A 17,189-nucleotide genomic window follows, 5' to 3' on the forward strand; every position below is an offset into this window, starting at 1 on the left:
TCATGCTCGAGCAGATTCTGTGCATTGACGATGACCCTATCACGTTGATGTTATGCAAAAAAGTAATTGCAAAATCCGAGTTTTCGAATGAAATTATTACGGCTCAAAATGGAGAAGAAGCACTTCATCATTTCAATACCTTAAAATATACCAATAACAAAAACAAGGTAAACAAAAAACCTGAGTTGATTTTCTTAGACCTAAACATGCCGGTCATGGGCGGATGGGAATTTTTAGATCATTTTACATCTCAAGATTACGCCGAATTTAATAAGACCGCCAATGTTATTGTTTTATCTTCTACAATAGATCCTGACGATTTAGCCAAAGCAAAAAAATACCCTATTATAATTGATTTCCTTTCAAAACCTATTACACAGCCAATGCTGGAATATCTAAAAAAGAAAATTGATCTTTAATAAAAGCAGTAAGACTTAAATAAAAAATCCCAAATTCCGATACTGATCGCTTAAGTTTATCAAGCATTAAATATTGGGATTTGGGATTTTTCTTTGGAAATTCATTTAATTTCCATTTAGGATAAAAACAAGAAAAGTCCTCTAAAAGAGGACTTTTTATATCTTTAGGAAATTGTAATTAATTACAATTTAGCAACATGTTTAGTTAATTTAGACTTCAAGTTAGAAGCTTTATTATCATGAATGATGTTCTTTTTAGCTAATTTATCAATCATAGAGATTACAGTTGATAATTTAGAAGATGCATCAGCTTTATCAGTAGCTAATCTTAACGCTTTAATAGCATTACGAGTAGTTTTATGCTGGTATCTGTTAAGAACTCTTCTTTTTTCGTTACTTCTGATTCTTTTTAATGCTGACTTATGATTTGCCATTTTGTTTTAATTTTAGATGTAATAATTATTATAGATACTAGTTAAAAAAGAAAAACCTCCCACAATTATAAAATAATCACTTTGGTTTTAACTAATAAAATAAAAATCGAGACACCAACCTTTATTTTACAAAACTTATTCACAACTAATTTTGTAGTCTGTAAGGGAATCGAACCCCTGTTACCAGGACGAAAGCCTGGAGTCCTAACCCCTAGACGAACAGACCAGATTCATTCTAAGTTTTCTTCAATTTATATAAAATTGAAATTTGTAGTCCGTGGGGGAATCGAACCCCCCTTACCAGGATGAAAACCTGGCGTCCTAACCGATAGACGAACGGACCATTTTAATTCTCAGTATTTCAAGAACATTCTCGCAGTAAAAATAGTAGCCCGTAGCGGAATCGAACCGCTCTTACATGGATGAAAACCATGCGTCCTAACCGATAGACGAACGGGCCTGCTTCTCTAATGCGGATGCAAAAATACAACTATTTTTAAGATGTACAATACCTGATGCAAAAAAAATTAAAAAAAATTAATAAGCCTTCGCAAACAACACTCTTTTTGAAGACGGATTACCAGTAAACACACAGGTTCCAGCCTCTTCAACAGCGTCCAAAGGAATGCAACGAATCGTAGCTTTTGTCAAATCTTTTATCTTTTCTTCGGTAGCAGCAGTTCCATCCCAATGTGCAGATACAAACCCTCCTTTACCGTCTAAAACTTCTTTAAATTCCTCAAAACTATTTACTTCTGTAATATGCGTATTACGATAGTCTAATGCTTTGTTAAATAAATCAGCTTGAATCTGCTCTAACAAGTCATTTATATAAGTAACAATTCCTTCACCAGAAACAGTCTCTTTTGTCAATGTATCACGTCTTGCAACCTCAAAAGTTCCGTTTTCTAAATCTTTTGGTCCAACAGCAATTCTAACAGGAACTCCTTTTAATTCCCATTCAGCAAATTTGAATCCTGGTTTTTGAGTTGTTCTATCGTCATATTTAACAGATATTCTTAATTTCTTAAGTTTAGCCGTTAAATCATTTACTGCAGTTGTAATTTCTGCCAATTGCTCATCTGTTTTATAAATAGGAACAATCACAACTTGTATTGGAGCCAAATTAGGAGGCAATACTAATCCCTGATCATCTGAGTGCGTCATAACCAACGCTCCCATCAAACGGGTAGAAACTCCCCAAGAAGTCCCCCAAACGTGCTCTTGTTTTCCTTCAGCATTTGCAAACTTCACATCAAAAGCTTTTGCAAAGTTTTGACCTAAAAAGTGAGATGTACCCGCTTGCAATGCTTTTCCGTCTTGCATTAAAGCTTCAATACAATATGTTTCATCAGCTCCGGCAAAACGTTCTGTTTCCGTCTTAATACCTTTTACAACCGGAATTGCCATAAAGCCTTCAGCAAAATCAGCATAAACATTCATCATTTTCACAGACTCTTCAAGCGCTTCGGCTTTTGTAGCGTGAGCTGTATGTCCTTCTTGCCATAAAAACTCAGCAGTTCTCAAGAACAAACGCGTACGCATTTCCCAACGAACAACATTTGCCCATTGATTAATCAATAAAGGTAAATCTCTATAAGATTGAACCCATCCTTTATAAGTAGACCAGATAATTGCCTCACTAGTAGGACGAACAATAAGTTCTTCTTCTAACTTAGCGTTTGGATCAACCATAAGTTTTCCAGGTTTATCCGGATCATTTTTTAATCTATAATGCGTTACAATAGCACATTCTTTTGCAAATCCCTCTGCATTTTTCTCTTCCGCCTCAAACATGCTTTTAGGCACGAATAGTGGAAAGTATGCATTTTGATGTCCTGTTTCTTTAAACATTCTATCTAACTCCGCCTGCATTTTTTCCCAAATAGCATATCCGTAAGGTTTAATAACCATACATCCTCTAACTCCTGAGTTTTCAGCTAGATCTGCTTTTACAACCAGTTCATTATACCACTTTGAATAATCTTCTGATCTTGTTGTGAGGTTCTTGCTCATATTGAATAGTTTGGCACAAATTTTGTTTTAATAATTTTAACTAAATAGTTTGACAAAACTAACTATTTTTGTAATGTGCAACAATAAAAAACACGACAGATATGAAAACTTCTATTACTCTCCGCCAAAACTCAAGTCATTTTTACTTAATTGGATTATTGAGTTTTCTGCTAGCATCGTGTGGTTCTTACCAAAATACATCTTACCAAGATAATGACGGTGTATATGGTGGTTCCCAAAGAACGTATGCTCAAAATACTAGTAATGGTACAAACAACCAATATAAAGATTACTTCAGATCACTTCAAGACGATAATCAGCCAACTGAAATTTTTACAGATGTTGACAGTTATGGCAATTATGCCGATAGTGACAGCACTCAAACTACAACTACAGCTTATCCTGCATGGGGAAGCAGTAATTCTGAAGTTTCTGTTAATGTTTATTCTGATCCAACCTGGTCATTAGGATTTGGTTTTGGATTTGGATACCCATATTATGGATGGGGTTACGGAGGATACTGGGGATACCCAGGATATGCTTGGGGATACCCAGGATATTGGGGAGGCGGATGGGGCTACCCTGGTTATTACAGACCTTATTACGGATACAATAACTACTCGTACAACTACGGAAGAAGAGGATCTGCTGCTTATTATGGCGGAAGAAACTATGGTTATGACAGAAACTACACCGGTAGAGGAAACTATAACAGAAACTACACAACAAATAGAAACTATACCACAAATAGAAGTTATAACACAAACAGAAGAGACTATACAACGAACAGATCAAACGGTTATACTGATTTTAGAAGAAGTTCTTCTGTAAACGGAAGATCATACAACTCTTCAAATTCAAATTACACAGACAGAAGAGGCTCAACTACTCAATACAATGGTGGTGATTACAGCAACAGAAGATCTAGTAGCACTACTAACTCAAACAGAAGCTACAACTACAATAACGGTAACAGCAGCCCAACCAGAAGCTACTCTCCTAGCCCATCACGTTCTATGAATAGCGGCGGCGGTGGAAGCATGCGATCATCTGGCGGCGGTGGCGGTGGCGGAAGATCTTACGGTGGAGGCGGCGGAGGAAGAAGATAATCTCTTCTTCTCCCGTTTCAGAAATCGAAAAATCAAACTAAATCTTACCCAAAATGAAAAAAATATTCTTCCTACTTATTACAGGACTAACTGTTAGCGTCTCACATTCTCAAGAAGTTTCGGATGCTATTCGCTACGCACAAGATAACATAACCGGAACAGCAAGATTTAGAGCAATGAGCGGTGCATTTGGAGCCGTTGGAGGTGATTTATCTTCTATAACTGTCAATCCTGCAGGGTCTGCCATATTTTCTAATAATCAGGTTGGGGTAACTTTTAGCAATCAATCTACTAAGAATAACTCTGATTATTTTAACACTAAAACCAGCGAAAACGACAATTCTTTTATATTAAACCAAGCTGGTGGTGTTTTTGTTTTTCACGATCATAATCCAAACAACAATTGGAGAAAAATCACAATTGGAGCAACTTACGAAAACACAAGAAATTTCGATAATAGCACATTTTCAGCAGGTACAAACCCTACGCATTCTGTAGGTGATTATTTTTCAGAATTTGCAAATTATGGAAATGGAGGAACTCCGGTACCTTTTCAAGTTATTAATACCGGCAATAATATTACCTATACCTATGGAGATTTAGGATCAAGATATCCTAACGGACAGTACCCAAATCTTTCTGGATATACTGCACAACAAGCTTATTTAGGCTACATGGGAAAAGTTATTGGATATGACAATAATACTAATTCTTATACAACAAAAATTCCTGCCGGAGGAAATTATTATCAGGATAATATATTAAATGAAAGTGGCTACAATAGTAAAGTAAGTTTCAATATTGCTACATCTTATAAAGACAGAATTTATTTTGGAGCCAATCTAAATGTTCACGTTCTGGATTACAGAAGATCAAGCAGTTTTTACGAATCCAATATTAACCCGTTGACTGGAACAGAAACGATATCTAATTTAACTTTCAACAACGACTTATATACTTACGGGAATGGATTCTCTTTTCAACTTGGAGCCATTGCTAAAGTTACAGAAGCTTTCCGTCTTGGTTTAGCTTACGAATCAAACACTTGGTACGATCTTTACGACGAAACTTCTCAAGCTTTATTCACAACAAGACAAGCTCTTAATGGACCTGAACTAAATGCTGATGTAGCCCCAAATGTTGTAAATGTTTACGAATCTTACACTTTACAAACTCCTGGAAAAACAACTTTTAGTGCAGCCTATGTATTTGGAAAATCAGGCTTAATAAGTGTTGATTATTCTATTAAAGATTACGGAAATACAAAATACAAACCTACTAATGGCTTCAACGGTATAAATGATCAAATCAGCAATCAATTAACCAGCAATGGAGAATTAAGAGTTGGCGCCGAATACAAAATAAAACAATTAAGCCTTCGTGGAGGTTACCGTTTTGAAGGAAGTCCTTATAAAGACAAAACTACGATTGGCGACCTAAATAGCTACTCTGGAGGTTTGGGTTACAATTTTGGAGCTACAAAAATAGATTTAGCATATTCTTACTTTGAAAGAAAATCAAATCAGCCATTTTTTGAAACAGGATTTTCTGGCGCTCCAAACATTACATCGAAACTAAATAATGTTTCTTTGACTTTATTATTTGAATTGTAATTAAGAATAAATAGATGAATTGAAATTTCCGTCAGGTCTAACTTGACGGATTTTTTTTAGCCCTGATGGAAGCAACATCCTTTTTCTTGCTCCCTTAGCAAGGAAAAGATATAGCGGACAGCAGGAATAGCTTCATAAAAAACATCTAAAAGAAACGGAAACAAGCGCTGTTTGAATAAAAAAGTGTAATTTTGCACTCCAATTTATAAAAGTATGAGAACCAAGTCTTTAAAAAAGAACAAAATTAACGTAATCACTCTTGGGTGTTCGAAGAATGTATATGACAGTGAAGTGCTTATGGGTCAGCTTCGTGCAAACGGAAAAGAAGTTGAACATGAAGCTCCTGCAGAAAGAGAAGGAAACATTATCGTAATCAACACTTGTGGTTTTATTGACAATGCTAAAGCGGAATCAGTAAACATGATTTTGGAATATGCTGATAAAAAAGACAAAGGATTAGTAGATAAGGTTTTTGTTACAGGATGTTTGTCTGAACGTTACAGACCTGACTTAGAAAAAGAAATCCCGAATGTGGATCAATATTTTGGTACAACTGAATTACCTCAATTATTGAAAGCTTTAGGTGCCGATTATAAACATGAATTATTAGGTGAGCGTTTGACTACAACTCCTAAAAATTATGCTTACCTAAAAATTGCCGAAGGTTGCGACAGACCTTGTAGTTTTTGTGCAATTCCTTTAATGAGAGGTTCTCACGTTTCGCAACCAATCGAAAAACTGGTTAAAGAAGCGCAAGGTTTAGCCAAAAACGGGGTTAAAGAATTGATCTTAATCGCGCAAGACTTAACTTATTATGGTCTTGATATTTATAAAAAGAGAAATCTTGCTGAACTTCTTGAAGAATTAGCAAAAGTAGAAGGTATCGAATGGATTCGTTTGCATTATGCTTATCCTACAGGTTTCCCAATGGATGTTTTGGAACTAATGAAGCGTGAGCCTAAAATCTGTAACTATATAGATATTCCGTTGCAACATATATCTGATTCTATTTTGAAATCGATGCGTCGTGGTACTACTCAGGCTAAAACGACTCAATTATTGAAAGATTTTAGAGCTGCGGTTCCGGGAATGGCAATCAGAACTACTTTGATCGTTGGTTATCCTGGTGAAACTCAGGAAGATTTTGAAATTTTGAAAGATTTTGTTCAGGAAATGAAATTTGACAGAATGGGTTGTTTTGCTTATTCTCATGAAGAAAACACACACGCTTATTTATTGGAAGATAATGTTCCGGATGATGTTAAACAAGCCAGAGCAAACGAAATCATGGAATTACAATCTCAGATTTCATGGGATTTAAATCAGGAGAAAGTTGGACAAGTATTTAGATGTATTATTGACAGAAAAGAAGGTGCTCATTTTGTGGGTAGAACTGAGTTCGATAGTCCGGATGTTGACAATGAAGTCTTGATTGACGCTTCTAAACATTACGTAAAAACTGGCGAATTTGTTAATATACGAATAATAGAGGCGACAGAATTTGATTTATACGGAGAACCTGCTTAAATTTACGCTATACAATATCAATTTTAGATAAAAACAATCTTATGAAACCTACACTATCATTTTTTCTTTTGGTTTTTACTATACTCTGTTTCAATTCTGTTTCGGCACAATACGGAAATGGATATAATAATGGTTACGGTGGCGGTTATGGCAATAATGGCTATGGAAGAGGTGGCGGAATGGGAATGGATCGAAGCATGATGGGTGGTCCGCAACAAAACACGCAAAGCAAACCTAAAGAAATCCCTGTAGAAGAAACGGCCGGTAGAATTGTTGAACAAATGAAACCGGAAGTAAATCTTGATGAACTTCAAGCAATTGCAATTACAAACGTATTGGCAGACAGCTTAAGAGAACAAGGAATTCTTTTGAAAAATGAAAGCAGCAGTCAGGATCAAAAAATCGAGCAAATTAAAGCTTTAAGAGAAAGTACTACTAAAAAAATAACAGCTTTTTTAAATCCTGATCAAGTAGAAAAATACACTACTTTCATGAATAGCTTTAAAGAGGTTAAGAAAGCTAAATCAAAAAAGAAAAAAGATTCTAAAGAAGAAACTAAAGAAATAAAAGAAGATACAGAAGCAGCAAAAATTCAAGAATAATTGTTCAGAACCTCATCTTAAAAAATCTAAGTAACCATGTCAAAAAAACATTTTTGTTATCTGATTTTAGCAATTATTATTACTTCTTGCTCTACAAATCCTTATAAAAACACTGAAAAAGCTTACGATCAACAGCTTAAAACTTTAGAGAACCAAATTACAAGTAAAGATCCACAGGCAATACCTCCTATTCCTCCTGTTGTTATTGATACTTCTTATGCATCGCAATTAGGGATTGTAAAAGATACTTTATCAAAAACAGGATCTACTTATTTACAAAATGGAGTAAATACAGAATGGGTTGGTACTGTAAATTTTAATTTAAGAAAACCTAGTTTTATTGTTTTACACCATACGGCGCAAGATTCTATTCAGCAAACAATTAAAACTTTTACCTTAACAAGAACACAAGTAAGTGCTCATTATATTATTTCTGAAAACGGAAAGGTGGTTCAGATGCTTAATGACTATTTAAGAGCTTGGCATGCAGGCGCATCGACTTGGGGGAAAAATACTGATTTGAATTCTTCTTCTATTGGAATTGAGCTTGACAATAATGGTTTTAAACCTTTTACAGAAGCACAAATTAGTAGTTTGGTCGCTCTTTTGACAAAATTGAAAAAAGAATACAATATACCAACTCAAAATATTTTAGGTCATTCAGACATTGCTCCAGGAAGAAAACAAGATCCAAGCGCTTTATTTCCTTGGAAAACTCTTGCTGAAAAAGGTTTTGGAATCTGGCCGGATCAGGTTCTTGAAGAAGCTCCTTTTGACTTTAAAATTGAACAGGCTTTGAGAATTATTGGTTACAATACTAAGAATCTTTCGGCTGCAATTATGGCGTTCAAATTACACTATATTCAAACTGATGTAACGCCAACTCTGGATCGAAAAACAATAGATACTATTTACTCGATCTACAAAAAACAAGTTCAGTAAGAGATATTTACAAAAAGATATAAAAAACGCATTTCCGGAAATCTGGAAATGCGTTTTTCTTTTATGGTATATTCTTGTTTTATTTCTATAAAGAATATTCTTCTTCGTATAAAAGTTTGCCACGAATTGGGATCAATACGGAAACCTGTGGAGCTATAAAAATTAAGGATGAATTTAACAGCAAAGGGCGCAAAGTTTTTTTGTTATAGATTACGCTCATTAAACGCAAAGTTCGCAAAGCTTTATCAATATAACTTTGCGAACTTTGCGTTTATATAAAAACCCTAGGAATAAAAAACCTTTGCGCCCTTGGCGGTCAAAATGATTAGTCAATACAAAATATTTTATGTTTCTCCACAGGTTTTTGTGTTGATCCACGACTCGACCGAAGGGAATAGGCGAAGCAATTGCACGAATTTTCACTAATCATTTTTGCGCATATTCTATTCTTATTTTATCCAGTTTGTAATTAAACATTCACACAAAGTAATTAGTAAAAATTCGTGTAATTTGTGGCAAAAGAAAACCTTGTTCCAATAAAAAAGCTGCCAAAACATTAATATGTTTCGACAGCTCCAAAAAAAAAAAAAAAAAATATCAATCTTTATCTCTAGAAAGAGTATGTTGTAGCTATTAATCCGAAGAAAGATCCTCCTGTTGGATTAGCATCTTTGTCTAAAAAGACATCTTCTGATGCTGCATCGTATCTAAACTCTGGAATTATAGTAAGTTTTCCAACTTTATAATTTAACGAAATTGTGTTTGCAAAAACGTTTGTCCCTGCAACTGTACCTAAACTTGCAGCAGCGTCTTTAGCATCAAAATATTCCATTCTGTATGCTAAGCTCAAAGTTGGTTTGAATGCGTAATTAGCATATCCAACTAATGAAAACCATTCTCCATCTAAGTCACTATCAAAATCATTTTTAGTTTTAGCATACGTTGCATTAAATCCTAAAGCAAAAGCATCCGTTATTGTTTTTGACGCCACAAAATCAATTTGTGTTTTATTTTCATCAGATGGCACTACTAAAGTTCCGGGAGTAGGATTTGTACTTCCTGATGTAAAATTCAAATAAGCACTTCCTGTCTCACCCACATATCCTAATTGACCTATGTATGTTTTTTGAGTAGAACCTGCATCCATTGCTGATTTAAAATCAGTTGGATTTGTGATACCAAACATAGCAGTAAATTTTCCAGATGTATACTGTGCCTTTACCCCTGTATTAAAGAACGGTCCGTATGAAAATGCATATGACATACTGTAGTTTTTATTTCCTATCGCGTCTAATACTTCATAGCCAATATGTGTTCCGAAACTACCAGCTACTACTTTAAATTTATCTGTAATTTGATATGTAAAGAACAATTGTTTTATTAAAAATTTAGAATAAATATCTTTATCTGTTGTTTCATTATATGAAAATTCTCCTGCTCTTTTTCCGAATCCTAAATCTACAAAAACAGAAGCTTTTCCGAAAGTATGACCTGCCTGAACTGACGCCATTCCTAGTTCAAATGAATCCTGAGAGTTGGTAAAGCTCGTTAATCCGTTCATTTGTTTTGAAAAATCATATTTATAATAAGCATCTGCTGACCCGCTCCAAGTTGTTGCTGGCGAAACTGGTGTTTCTGTATCATCTTGGGCAAAGGCAAAAGAACTCGTTAACATCGCGGCAAAAATGTGTAATACTTTTTTCATGGTTTAATTGGTTTTTAGTTATTAATTGATTTTGGTTAGTTAATCTTTTATATATCTATTTAATAGTATAAGTCGTTTCTAAAACCTTCACATTCTCCCCTAAAACCTCTTCATTTTCATTAGCGAATTTATTAACTTTTGTATGAGTAGAACAATTCAAATCTATTTTTTTGACGTTTTACAGCGAGAATTATGGATTACAAAAATTATTTTAACAATAATCGTGATTTGACATTATAACAGATTTATTTTTGAAAATTCAATAACACGTTTTTAGAACAAACCACTAAAAAAAATCAACGTAAATCTAAAAATATCACACAAACAACCAAAAAACACATATAAAACACATTTTAAAATTATATACCCCCATAAAAAATAGGGGTATTTGTAAAAATAAAATTAAATCCACCAAATAACACTTATAAATACAGCTCTAAAGAAACAAAAAAAACAAACCGTCAAAATTCCTACAAAAATAAAACGCTGATTTTATCAAAATGCTAATAAACCAATACCAATATTTTTCAATTTTAAATCAGCACTTTATAATTAAAACAAAAAAACCTGTTCAGAATCTGAACAGGTTTACCTCTAAAAATAATTCAACAATTTTATTCTTGCGTATTATACTTTCTTAAAAACTCGCGAACTTTAATTCCGGATTCTTTTAAATCTTCATCTTTCCACTTTCCTTCTGATTTTGCAGATTTTTTCAAAATAGAACATGTTTCGTCTTTATCAGAAACAGACCAAGTTATCCAACTTAGCTTTTTAGATTCCATCCAATCTATATATTCCTGCCAGGCTTTCAGGTTTAGCGGTCCGTCACCGGAAGCTTCCATTCCTGCAGACTCCGAAACAAAAATTGGCAAACCACTTTTTATAGCATCGTCCGTTCTGTCTCTTAATTCTTTTCCATGCGTTGCGGCATAAAAATGCATGGTATACATTATATTATCATATCCTCGAATTGGGTCTTCGGCAGGAAGATTTACATCCTGATCCCAATGTGGCGATCCTACCAAAATAATATTTTTAGGATCGTTCTCTCGAATTACTTTAATTACCTCTTCGGCGTAAGCCTTAACTTCTGACCACGATTCGTAATCAGGTTCATTAAAAACTTCATAAATTATATTGGGATATTTGCCATATTTCTTAGACATTTCGGCAAAAAAAGCTTTGGCTTCTTCCAGATTAATATTATGACTGTGCCAATCTATAATTACATATATATCAGATTTTATGGCTCCATTTACTACAGCCTCGATTTTTTCTTTTGAGAATTGTGGTTCTTTCAAATAAGCCCACTCTCCTATTTCAATTCCCATTGCAGCACGCACGACATTACAATTAAAATCCTTTTTTAACCAATTAACGGCTTTCTCATTATAAAACCTTGGCCACATACTATGCCAGCCAAAACTCATTCCTCTTAATACAATTGGATTATTATCCTTATCTACTAACTGAGTTCCTAATACACTAAGTTGTCCATGATGTTTTACAAATTGCGCTTTTGAAACGCAAAACATCAAGAGTAAAGCAATTGTAAAAAATTTGGTCTTTGATTTCATAGCAAACTGTTTTAAGGAATTAATCTTAGCGTAATAACGTCATGAGAAGCAATATCGGCAATAAAATTCTTTTTGGTGTTTCCTATTTCTTTATTCTTCCAAAGGTCTTTTAATTTGAAGGTTGTTTTATTAAAATCAGCTTCAAAGCCAAAATCAGCATCTTTAATAGTATGTTTTTTCCAATCAAAATTGACTTTCTTAGCAACTTCACTTCTATTTAAAAAAGTTATAGCCCAATTTCCATCTGATAAAGGTTTTACCCAAACTTCTAATCCATCTTCGGCAGAATATTTAAAACCCTGAATTCCCATTTTATCCTGATTAACCGCTATTAATTCCTTATTAGTTAAAATCGCAAGGGTTTCTTTTGACATTTTTCTAAAATCATTTCCGGCAATTAATGGAGACGCCATCATTGACCACATTGTAAAATGTGCTTTATCTTCGATATTTGTCATTCCGTCGCCAACTTCCATCATATCAAAATCATTCCAATGATCCGGACCAGAATATTTGCGGATATCTTTACGCATTTCGATAATTTTCATAAATCCCCAAGACGACCAATTTCCTTCTTCGTGTTTGAACTCACAATCAAAACAAGGATAAATATCGCCCGAAATTCTCCATAAATTCCCAATTGGTTTTCCCCATTCCCAAGGCTGATTATCTCCCCATTCGCAAAGACTGAAAACAATTGGTTTTCCAGCAGTTTTAAGTGCATTACTCATTGTTGTATAAGCTTCTTTGGCAGTAATTCCTTGTGTATTACACCAATCGTATTTTAAGAAATCTATACCCAATTTAGCATAAAATCTTGCATCCTGATACTCATAACCGCGTGTTCCCGGATAACCGGCACAAGTTTGGGTTCCAGCACAATTATACAATCCAAATTTCAGACCTTTACCGTGTACATAATCTATAACAGCTTTCATTCCGTTAGGAAATTTAACAGGATCAGGAACTAAATCACCATTTGCATCACGTTCTCTTGTCATCCAGCCATCATCTAACACAATATAATTGTAACCCGCAGCCGCCATTCCGGATGAAACCATAATATCTGCGGTTTCTTTTACCAATTTTTCATCGATATTGGTTTCAAAAGTATTCCATGAATTCCAACCCATTGGCGGTGTCATGGCAAGACCTTCAAATTTACCTGCTTTTTGTGTGTGCGTATTTCCTTGGCTAAAGCCGAAACCTGATATACTTAATGCAAACAATAGTAGTACTGTTTTTTTCATTTTATTCTATTTTGATATTTTGTAATGTTGTTATTTTTTAATCTGCGGAAACAGAATAATATTTTATTAAATTATAAAAAACTCCAAATCGATGTCTCGAAATGGAGTTCTTTTTGTTATTAAAGAACGTTTTTTAATTCACAACCAGATTTTTCGTTCTCACATTACCGTTTTGATACGTTACCTGAACCACATAAAGTCCAGATATCAACGAAGATCCAACTGTAGATTTAAGTTGAATTGCGGTACTTGAATTCAACAATGGAAAGCTTGTCATCAAAATACCTGAACTATTAAATACTTTACATGTTCCTGTAAAAGCAGGCGTTACTGCCGGTGCAACTATCGTTAAATATCCATTACTATACGGATTTGGTGAAACTGTAAATTCATAATTTGTTCCCGGAGCATTATTTGCACAACCTATTAAATTTAAAGGAACCGAATTCCCATAAGATGTCACCGTTACTGAATTTGACAAACAACCGCCAGAAGATGTCGTGCTTGTCAGGTCATATAAAAAATAAGATTCTCCGTTTAACGGTAATTTCAATTCGAATACATTTTTAGACGTTTGTGTAATTACAATGCTTGCATCTGCAATTCTAGGCGCAATACTATAATTGGTATTAGGACTTGGATTTGGAATTGGTGTAACATTCAACGTTATAATATGATATTGGGTTGTACAATAATCATTCGTTTTTGTTACAGTATAATTTGGCGTAGTTGGTGGCGTTGGCGTAATAAAATAAAAGTTTGGTGTTTGTGCAACAACAGTTGTTCCAGAGTAAAATGTTGCAAAAATATAATATGGCGCTGTTATTTGATTTCCCGGTTTTACCACGACTTTATTAAGCGTTTTGGGAGCCGGATCTCCTGAAAAAGTGATTCCTGAATTATCACTAGCAGACCAAATAACCGTGTCATAACTATTTATATCTGGCGCATTATTAATGCGATAATAAGGACTACTCGATATACAATAAGGATTAAGACCGTCAATTGTTTGAGCTTGTCCAATCGAAATTATTAAAAGAAAAAAAACCGATAATAAAAAGAATTTTCTTTTTACTGAACCAAAATTCGAAATGTAATTGTTTTTCATAATTATATTTTTTTGTGTTAAAATAAATGATATATGTAAATTTAAACATCCATTTTACACACATTCAATACTATTTTATTAAAACACAATACTATATCGTCAATTTAAGAAAGAATTTTCTTTAATAAAAAACTCCATTCCGAAATGCCGAAATGGAGTTTTTACATTACTAATTACAATTCACTATTCTGCTTTTAACATGAAACCAATATTGTCGATATAAAAGGTATTTGGTAAACCATCACCTTTTGCCGTTGCTGTTAAGTTTTGGAACGTAATATTCTGAACACGATCTGAACTGCTAAACATTGACCACGGAAGATAGAATGTTTTCCACTCTGTAGTCACACTCACTACAGGCGAATTTGTCCAATCTCCGTTAAATACCAATCTCACTTTTCCTTCGGCTTTTGCTTTAATTGCAACTCGTATTCCTGAATATGGCGCAAGTTTGTCAAACCATCCCCAGTTTCCTTCCAAACTTCCCCATGCATCCATATCTTTTGTAACGTAAGTTGTTCCTTGTTCTGCTTTTTCATCTTTCACATATGCAGGTGCCGGATAACCTAATCCATAATAAGAAACATCATCAAGTATTGCGGTTCCAACGGCATAAGTAGAAGTTGTTGCTCCTGAAATATTCGCAATTGTAAGATATCTCAAATCAGCATTTTCCGGTAATTTGATAACCACTTTTTCCAGTGTAGAAGAAACCACTGTAACCGGAACTTCTGGTAATGTTTTTGTTTTTGCAAGTGTAACAACAGGATTCAAAAAGTATTTTCCGGTTATTGTTACTTCTTGTCCAGCCGTTGCGTTAATTGGATAAAATTGCAAAAAGGTTGGAACCGGAGGTTTAATCACAAAATCAAAAAGTGCTGTTCCTCTTTGTGTTACTACTTTTAACTTATTTGATGCATTTGCATAAGGCGTATTTTCATCCAATAATATGATGATATCCGTATCTGTTACAAAAGTTGGTCTGAAATAAGTATCAAAGTCGTTAAAATAAACCTTTGTTGTAGTAAGAAATCCTTTACCATGAATCACATAGTAATTTTTTGGATCTCCAACTCTAACCGGAGTTAATGGTTTTAAACTACCATCTGTATTATAACCTGATGGTGCTACATATTCAATAGCTGGTGCACTACCAGAAGAAGCTGATGCACTATCATCATTTGAGCATGAACTAAAAAACATTAGAGATAACATCCATGTCATACATGCCGCTAACGAAACAATTTTTATATTTTTCATATTTTTATTTTTAAAAATTATTTAAAAGTATACGGAGCTACTTCTTTCAATTTTGGATTTTTAATCAAATCATCAGATGGATAAGGCAATAAAAGGTTTGCTGCAGAAATCGAAATGTGTTTTTCAACTTCTCTATTTCCTCTGTTTTGAGCTTCCAGAATTGCTTTAGCCTGACTAAAAGGCAAACGCCCTAAATCAAAATAATAATCACCTTCGCAAGCAAGTTCTGCACGTCTTTCTTTAAAGATATCATTAAAAGAAATTGTTGTTTTTTCAGGAACTCCAGCTCTTCTGCGAACTGCATTAAATGATCTTAAAGCATTTGGATCTGAAGTACTTCCTGATTGTGATCCTAAAATTGCTTCGGCATGAATTAACAACAATTCTGAATAACGCATCATATAACTATTCATACTGCTTTCGCCGTTAAACGGAGGATTAAATGGTCCTGTAATTGGTAAATTTTCTTTTCCGATTACATACTTTTTCAAACCTGCACCAGATTTCTGAGCTTCATATTCGATAGCAAATGTATATCCCAAAATCAATGGAGAATCTACATCAAGCGTTTGTGCATAGGTTAGATTTGGATAAAAATCTCCAGGCAACATAAAAGTTTCTTTTCTTCTTTTATCACCGTCTTCATAAACATTTTTAATTAAATCTTGTGATGGCGCGATCTGTCCTGAATAAGTAGTTTCTACCAATCTGTTTTCAGGAGCAAATAATGTATTCGAAAAATTTCCGTCAAAATAAGTTCCTGCACCGTTCCATTGCCATGAAAAAATAGATTCTTCATTGTTATTGTTTTTCTGCAGCCACAAATCAGCAAAAGATTTCGTTGGCAATTCATCTCCACCCAATAATTTAAATTCTCCGCTATTGATCACTTCCTGCGCTAATGCTCTCGCCAATTCATATTTTTTCTCATATAAATATACTTTAGCCAAAAGTGCTTTTGCAGAACCGCTTGATACATGTGCATTTGCAGCATAATTAGAACCTCTGTTTTTAGTTCTTAAATTGGCAATTGCAAATTTCAAATCGTTTTCAATGAATTTATATACATCTTCAGTTGGATTACTTGGAATCACATAATTCAGCGAATAATCGGCATTGTTTTCAATAATCGGCACATTTCCCCATAATCTCACCAAGAAGAAATAAGAGAAAGCTCTAATAAAATGAGACTCTCCTAAAGCATTATTTAAAGCTTCTTTAGTCACATTTGGACCAACATTTTTAGGCAAACTATTAATGTAAGCGTTAGAATTTGCAACAGCTCCATAACAAGATCTCCACGCATCAGAAATAAAAGATTGAGAATTGGTAAAACTCAAATCTGTAAATTTTCCAAAATCATTATAAACATCTGCATACATGTTTCCAGAAATTACATCTGTAATACCGTAGAAAGCAGATTTATTCATATTAAACCAAACAAGACCATACAATCCGTTTGTAGCGTTGTCAAGTTTCGAATCTGAGTCGTAATAATTACCAATAGTAGGCGTTCCTTCTGCAGGAACATCGATGAAATCCTGAGAACAAGAAGATGACATTAGTAAAACAAGTGTCATGGCAATTGCACCGCTTCTTTTTATTATATTTTTCATATTAATTC

The 17,189-nt window shown here is 34.0% G+C and carries 14 protein-coding genes and 3 tRNA genes; 6 read left to right on the plus strand and 11 right to left on the minus strand.

Annotation, left to right across the window (positions count from 1 at the left end; genetic code table 11):
* Positions 1-2: 2 nt before the first annotated feature.
* Complete coding sequence (locus CLU81_RS06500) at positions 3-419, plus strand: response regulator (protein WP_099709090.1); 417 nt, start codon at positions 3-5, stop codon at positions 417-419.
* A 182-nt stretch (positions 420-601) separates the two neighbouring features.
* Here the strand turns inward: CLU81_RS06500 and rpsT are convergent, their stop codons facing one another.
* The 5 genes from rpsT to proS form a co-directional block, all read right to left on the minus strand.
* Positions 602-853: a 30S ribosomal protein S20 gene (gene rpsT / locus CLU81_RS06505; RefSeq protein WP_017495211.1), complete on the minus strand. Its 252-nt coding sequence runs from the start codon at positions 851-853 to the stop codon at positions 602-604.
* 154 nt (positions 854-1,007) lie between these two features.
* A tRNA-Glu gene (locus CLU81_RS06510) sits at positions 1,008-1,079 on the minus strand.
* A 45-nt stretch (positions 1,080-1,124) separates the two neighbouring features.
* Positions 1,125-1,196: transfer RNA gene (locus tag CLU81_RS06515), tRNA-Glu, on the minus strand.
* 45 nt (positions 1,197-1,241) lie between these two features.
* A tRNA-Glu gene (locus CLU81_RS06520) sits at positions 1,242-1,313 on the minus strand.
* 77 nt (positions 1,314-1,390) lie between these two features.
* Entirely contained in the window at positions 1,391-2,869 is a 1,479-nt protein-coding gene (proS, locus tag CLU81_RS06525; RefSeq protein ID WP_099709091.1) for a proline--tRNA ligase, read from the minus strand.
* 101 nt (positions 2,870-2,970) lie between these two features.
* Here proS and CLU81_RS06530 point away from each other — a divergent pair, with 101 nt between their 5' ends.
* The 5 genes from CLU81_RS06530 (at position 2,971) to CLU81_RS06550 (ending at position 8,662) form a co-directional block, all read left to right on the plus strand.
* Complete coding sequence (locus tag CLU81_RS06530) at positions 2,971-3,978, plus strand: hypothetical protein (RefSeq protein WP_099709092.1); 1,008 nt, start codon at positions 2,971-2,973, stop codon at positions 3,976-3,978.
* Positions 3,979-4,031: 53 nt separating this feature from the next.
* Entirely contained in the window at positions 4,032-5,591 is a 1,560-nt protein-coding gene (locus CLU81_RS06535; RefSeq protein WP_099709093.1) for an OmpP1/FadL family transporter, read from the plus strand.
* A 213-nt stretch (positions 5,592-5,804) separates the two neighbouring features.
* Positions 5,805-7,118: a 30S ribosomal protein S12 methylthiotransferase RimO gene (gene rimO / locus CLU81_RS06540; protein WP_099709094.1), complete on the plus strand. Its 1,314-nt coding sequence runs from the start codon at positions 5,805-5,807 to the stop codon at positions 7,116-7,118.
* Positions 7,119-7,159: 41 nt separating this feature from the next.
* Positions 7,160-7,720: a hypothetical protein gene (locus tag CLU81_RS06545; RefSeq protein WP_099709095.1), complete on the plus strand. Its 561-nt coding sequence runs from the start codon at positions 7,160-7,162 to the stop codon at positions 7,718-7,720.
* Positions 7,721-7,756: 36 nt separating this feature from the next.
* Positions 7,757-8,662, plus strand: coding sequence for an N-acetylmuramoyl-L-alanine amidase (locus CLU81_RS06550; RefSeq protein WP_099709096.1), 906 nt, complete (start codon positions 7,757-7,759; stop codon positions 8,660-8,662).
* Positions 8,663-9,272: 610 nt separating this feature from the next.
* Here CLU81_RS06550 and CLU81_RS06555 read toward each other — a convergent pair.
* The 6 genes from CLU81_RS06555 to CLU81_RS06580 all read right to left on the minus strand — a co-directional run bounded on the left by CLU81_RS06555 (position 9,273) and on the right by CLU81_RS06580 (position 17,181).
* On the minus strand, positions 9,273-10,367 hold the full coding sequence (locus CLU81_RS06555) for an outer membrane beta-barrel protein (RefSeq protein ID WP_099709097.1): 1,095 nt from the start codon (positions 10,365-10,367) through the stop codon (positions 9,273-9,275).
* Positions 10,368-10,981: 614 nt separating this feature from the next.
* Positions 10,982-11,947 carry a glycoside hydrolase family 5 protein gene (locus tag CLU81_RS06560; RefSeq protein ID WP_099709098.1) on the minus strand — a complete coding sequence of 322 codons (966 nt, stop codon included), beginning with the start codon at positions 11,945-11,947 and terminating at the stop codon, positions 10,982-10,984.
* Between the two features lie 11 nt (positions 11,948-11,958).
* Positions 11,959-13,197, minus strand: a complete 1,239-nt coding sequence (locus CLU81_RS06565; RefSeq protein ID WP_099709099.1) for a glycoside hydrolase family 27 protein — start codon at positions 13,195-13,197, stop codon at positions 11,959-11,961.
* A gap of 133 nt (positions 13,198-13,330) precedes the next feature.
* A complete protein-coding gene (locus CLU81_RS06570) occupies positions 13,331-14,305 on the minus strand; it encodes a T9SS type A sorting domain-containing protein (protein ID WP_099709100.1) in 975 nt (324 codons plus the stop codon).
* A 183-nt stretch (positions 14,306-14,488) separates the two neighbouring features.
* On the minus strand, positions 14,489-15,565 hold the full coding sequence (locus tag CLU81_RS06575; protein ID WP_099709101.1) for a hypothetical protein: 1,077 nt from the start codon (positions 15,563-15,565) through the stop codon (positions 14,489-14,491).
* 17 nt (positions 15,566-15,582) lie between these two features.
* Positions 15,583-17,181 carry a RagB/SusD family nutrient uptake outer membrane protein gene (locus CLU81_RS06580; protein WP_099709102.1) on the minus strand — a complete coding sequence of 533 codons (1,599 nt, stop codon included), beginning with the start codon at positions 17,179-17,181 and terminating at the stop codon, positions 15,583-15,585.
* Positions 17,182-17,189: the final 8 nt, after the last annotated feature.

Origin of the sequence: Flavobacterium sp. 9 (assembly GCF_002754195.1) — a bacterium.
In the GTDB taxonomy this organism is placed as follows: Bacteria; Bacteroidota; Bacteroidia; order Flavobacteriales; family Flavobacteriaceae; genus Flavobacterium.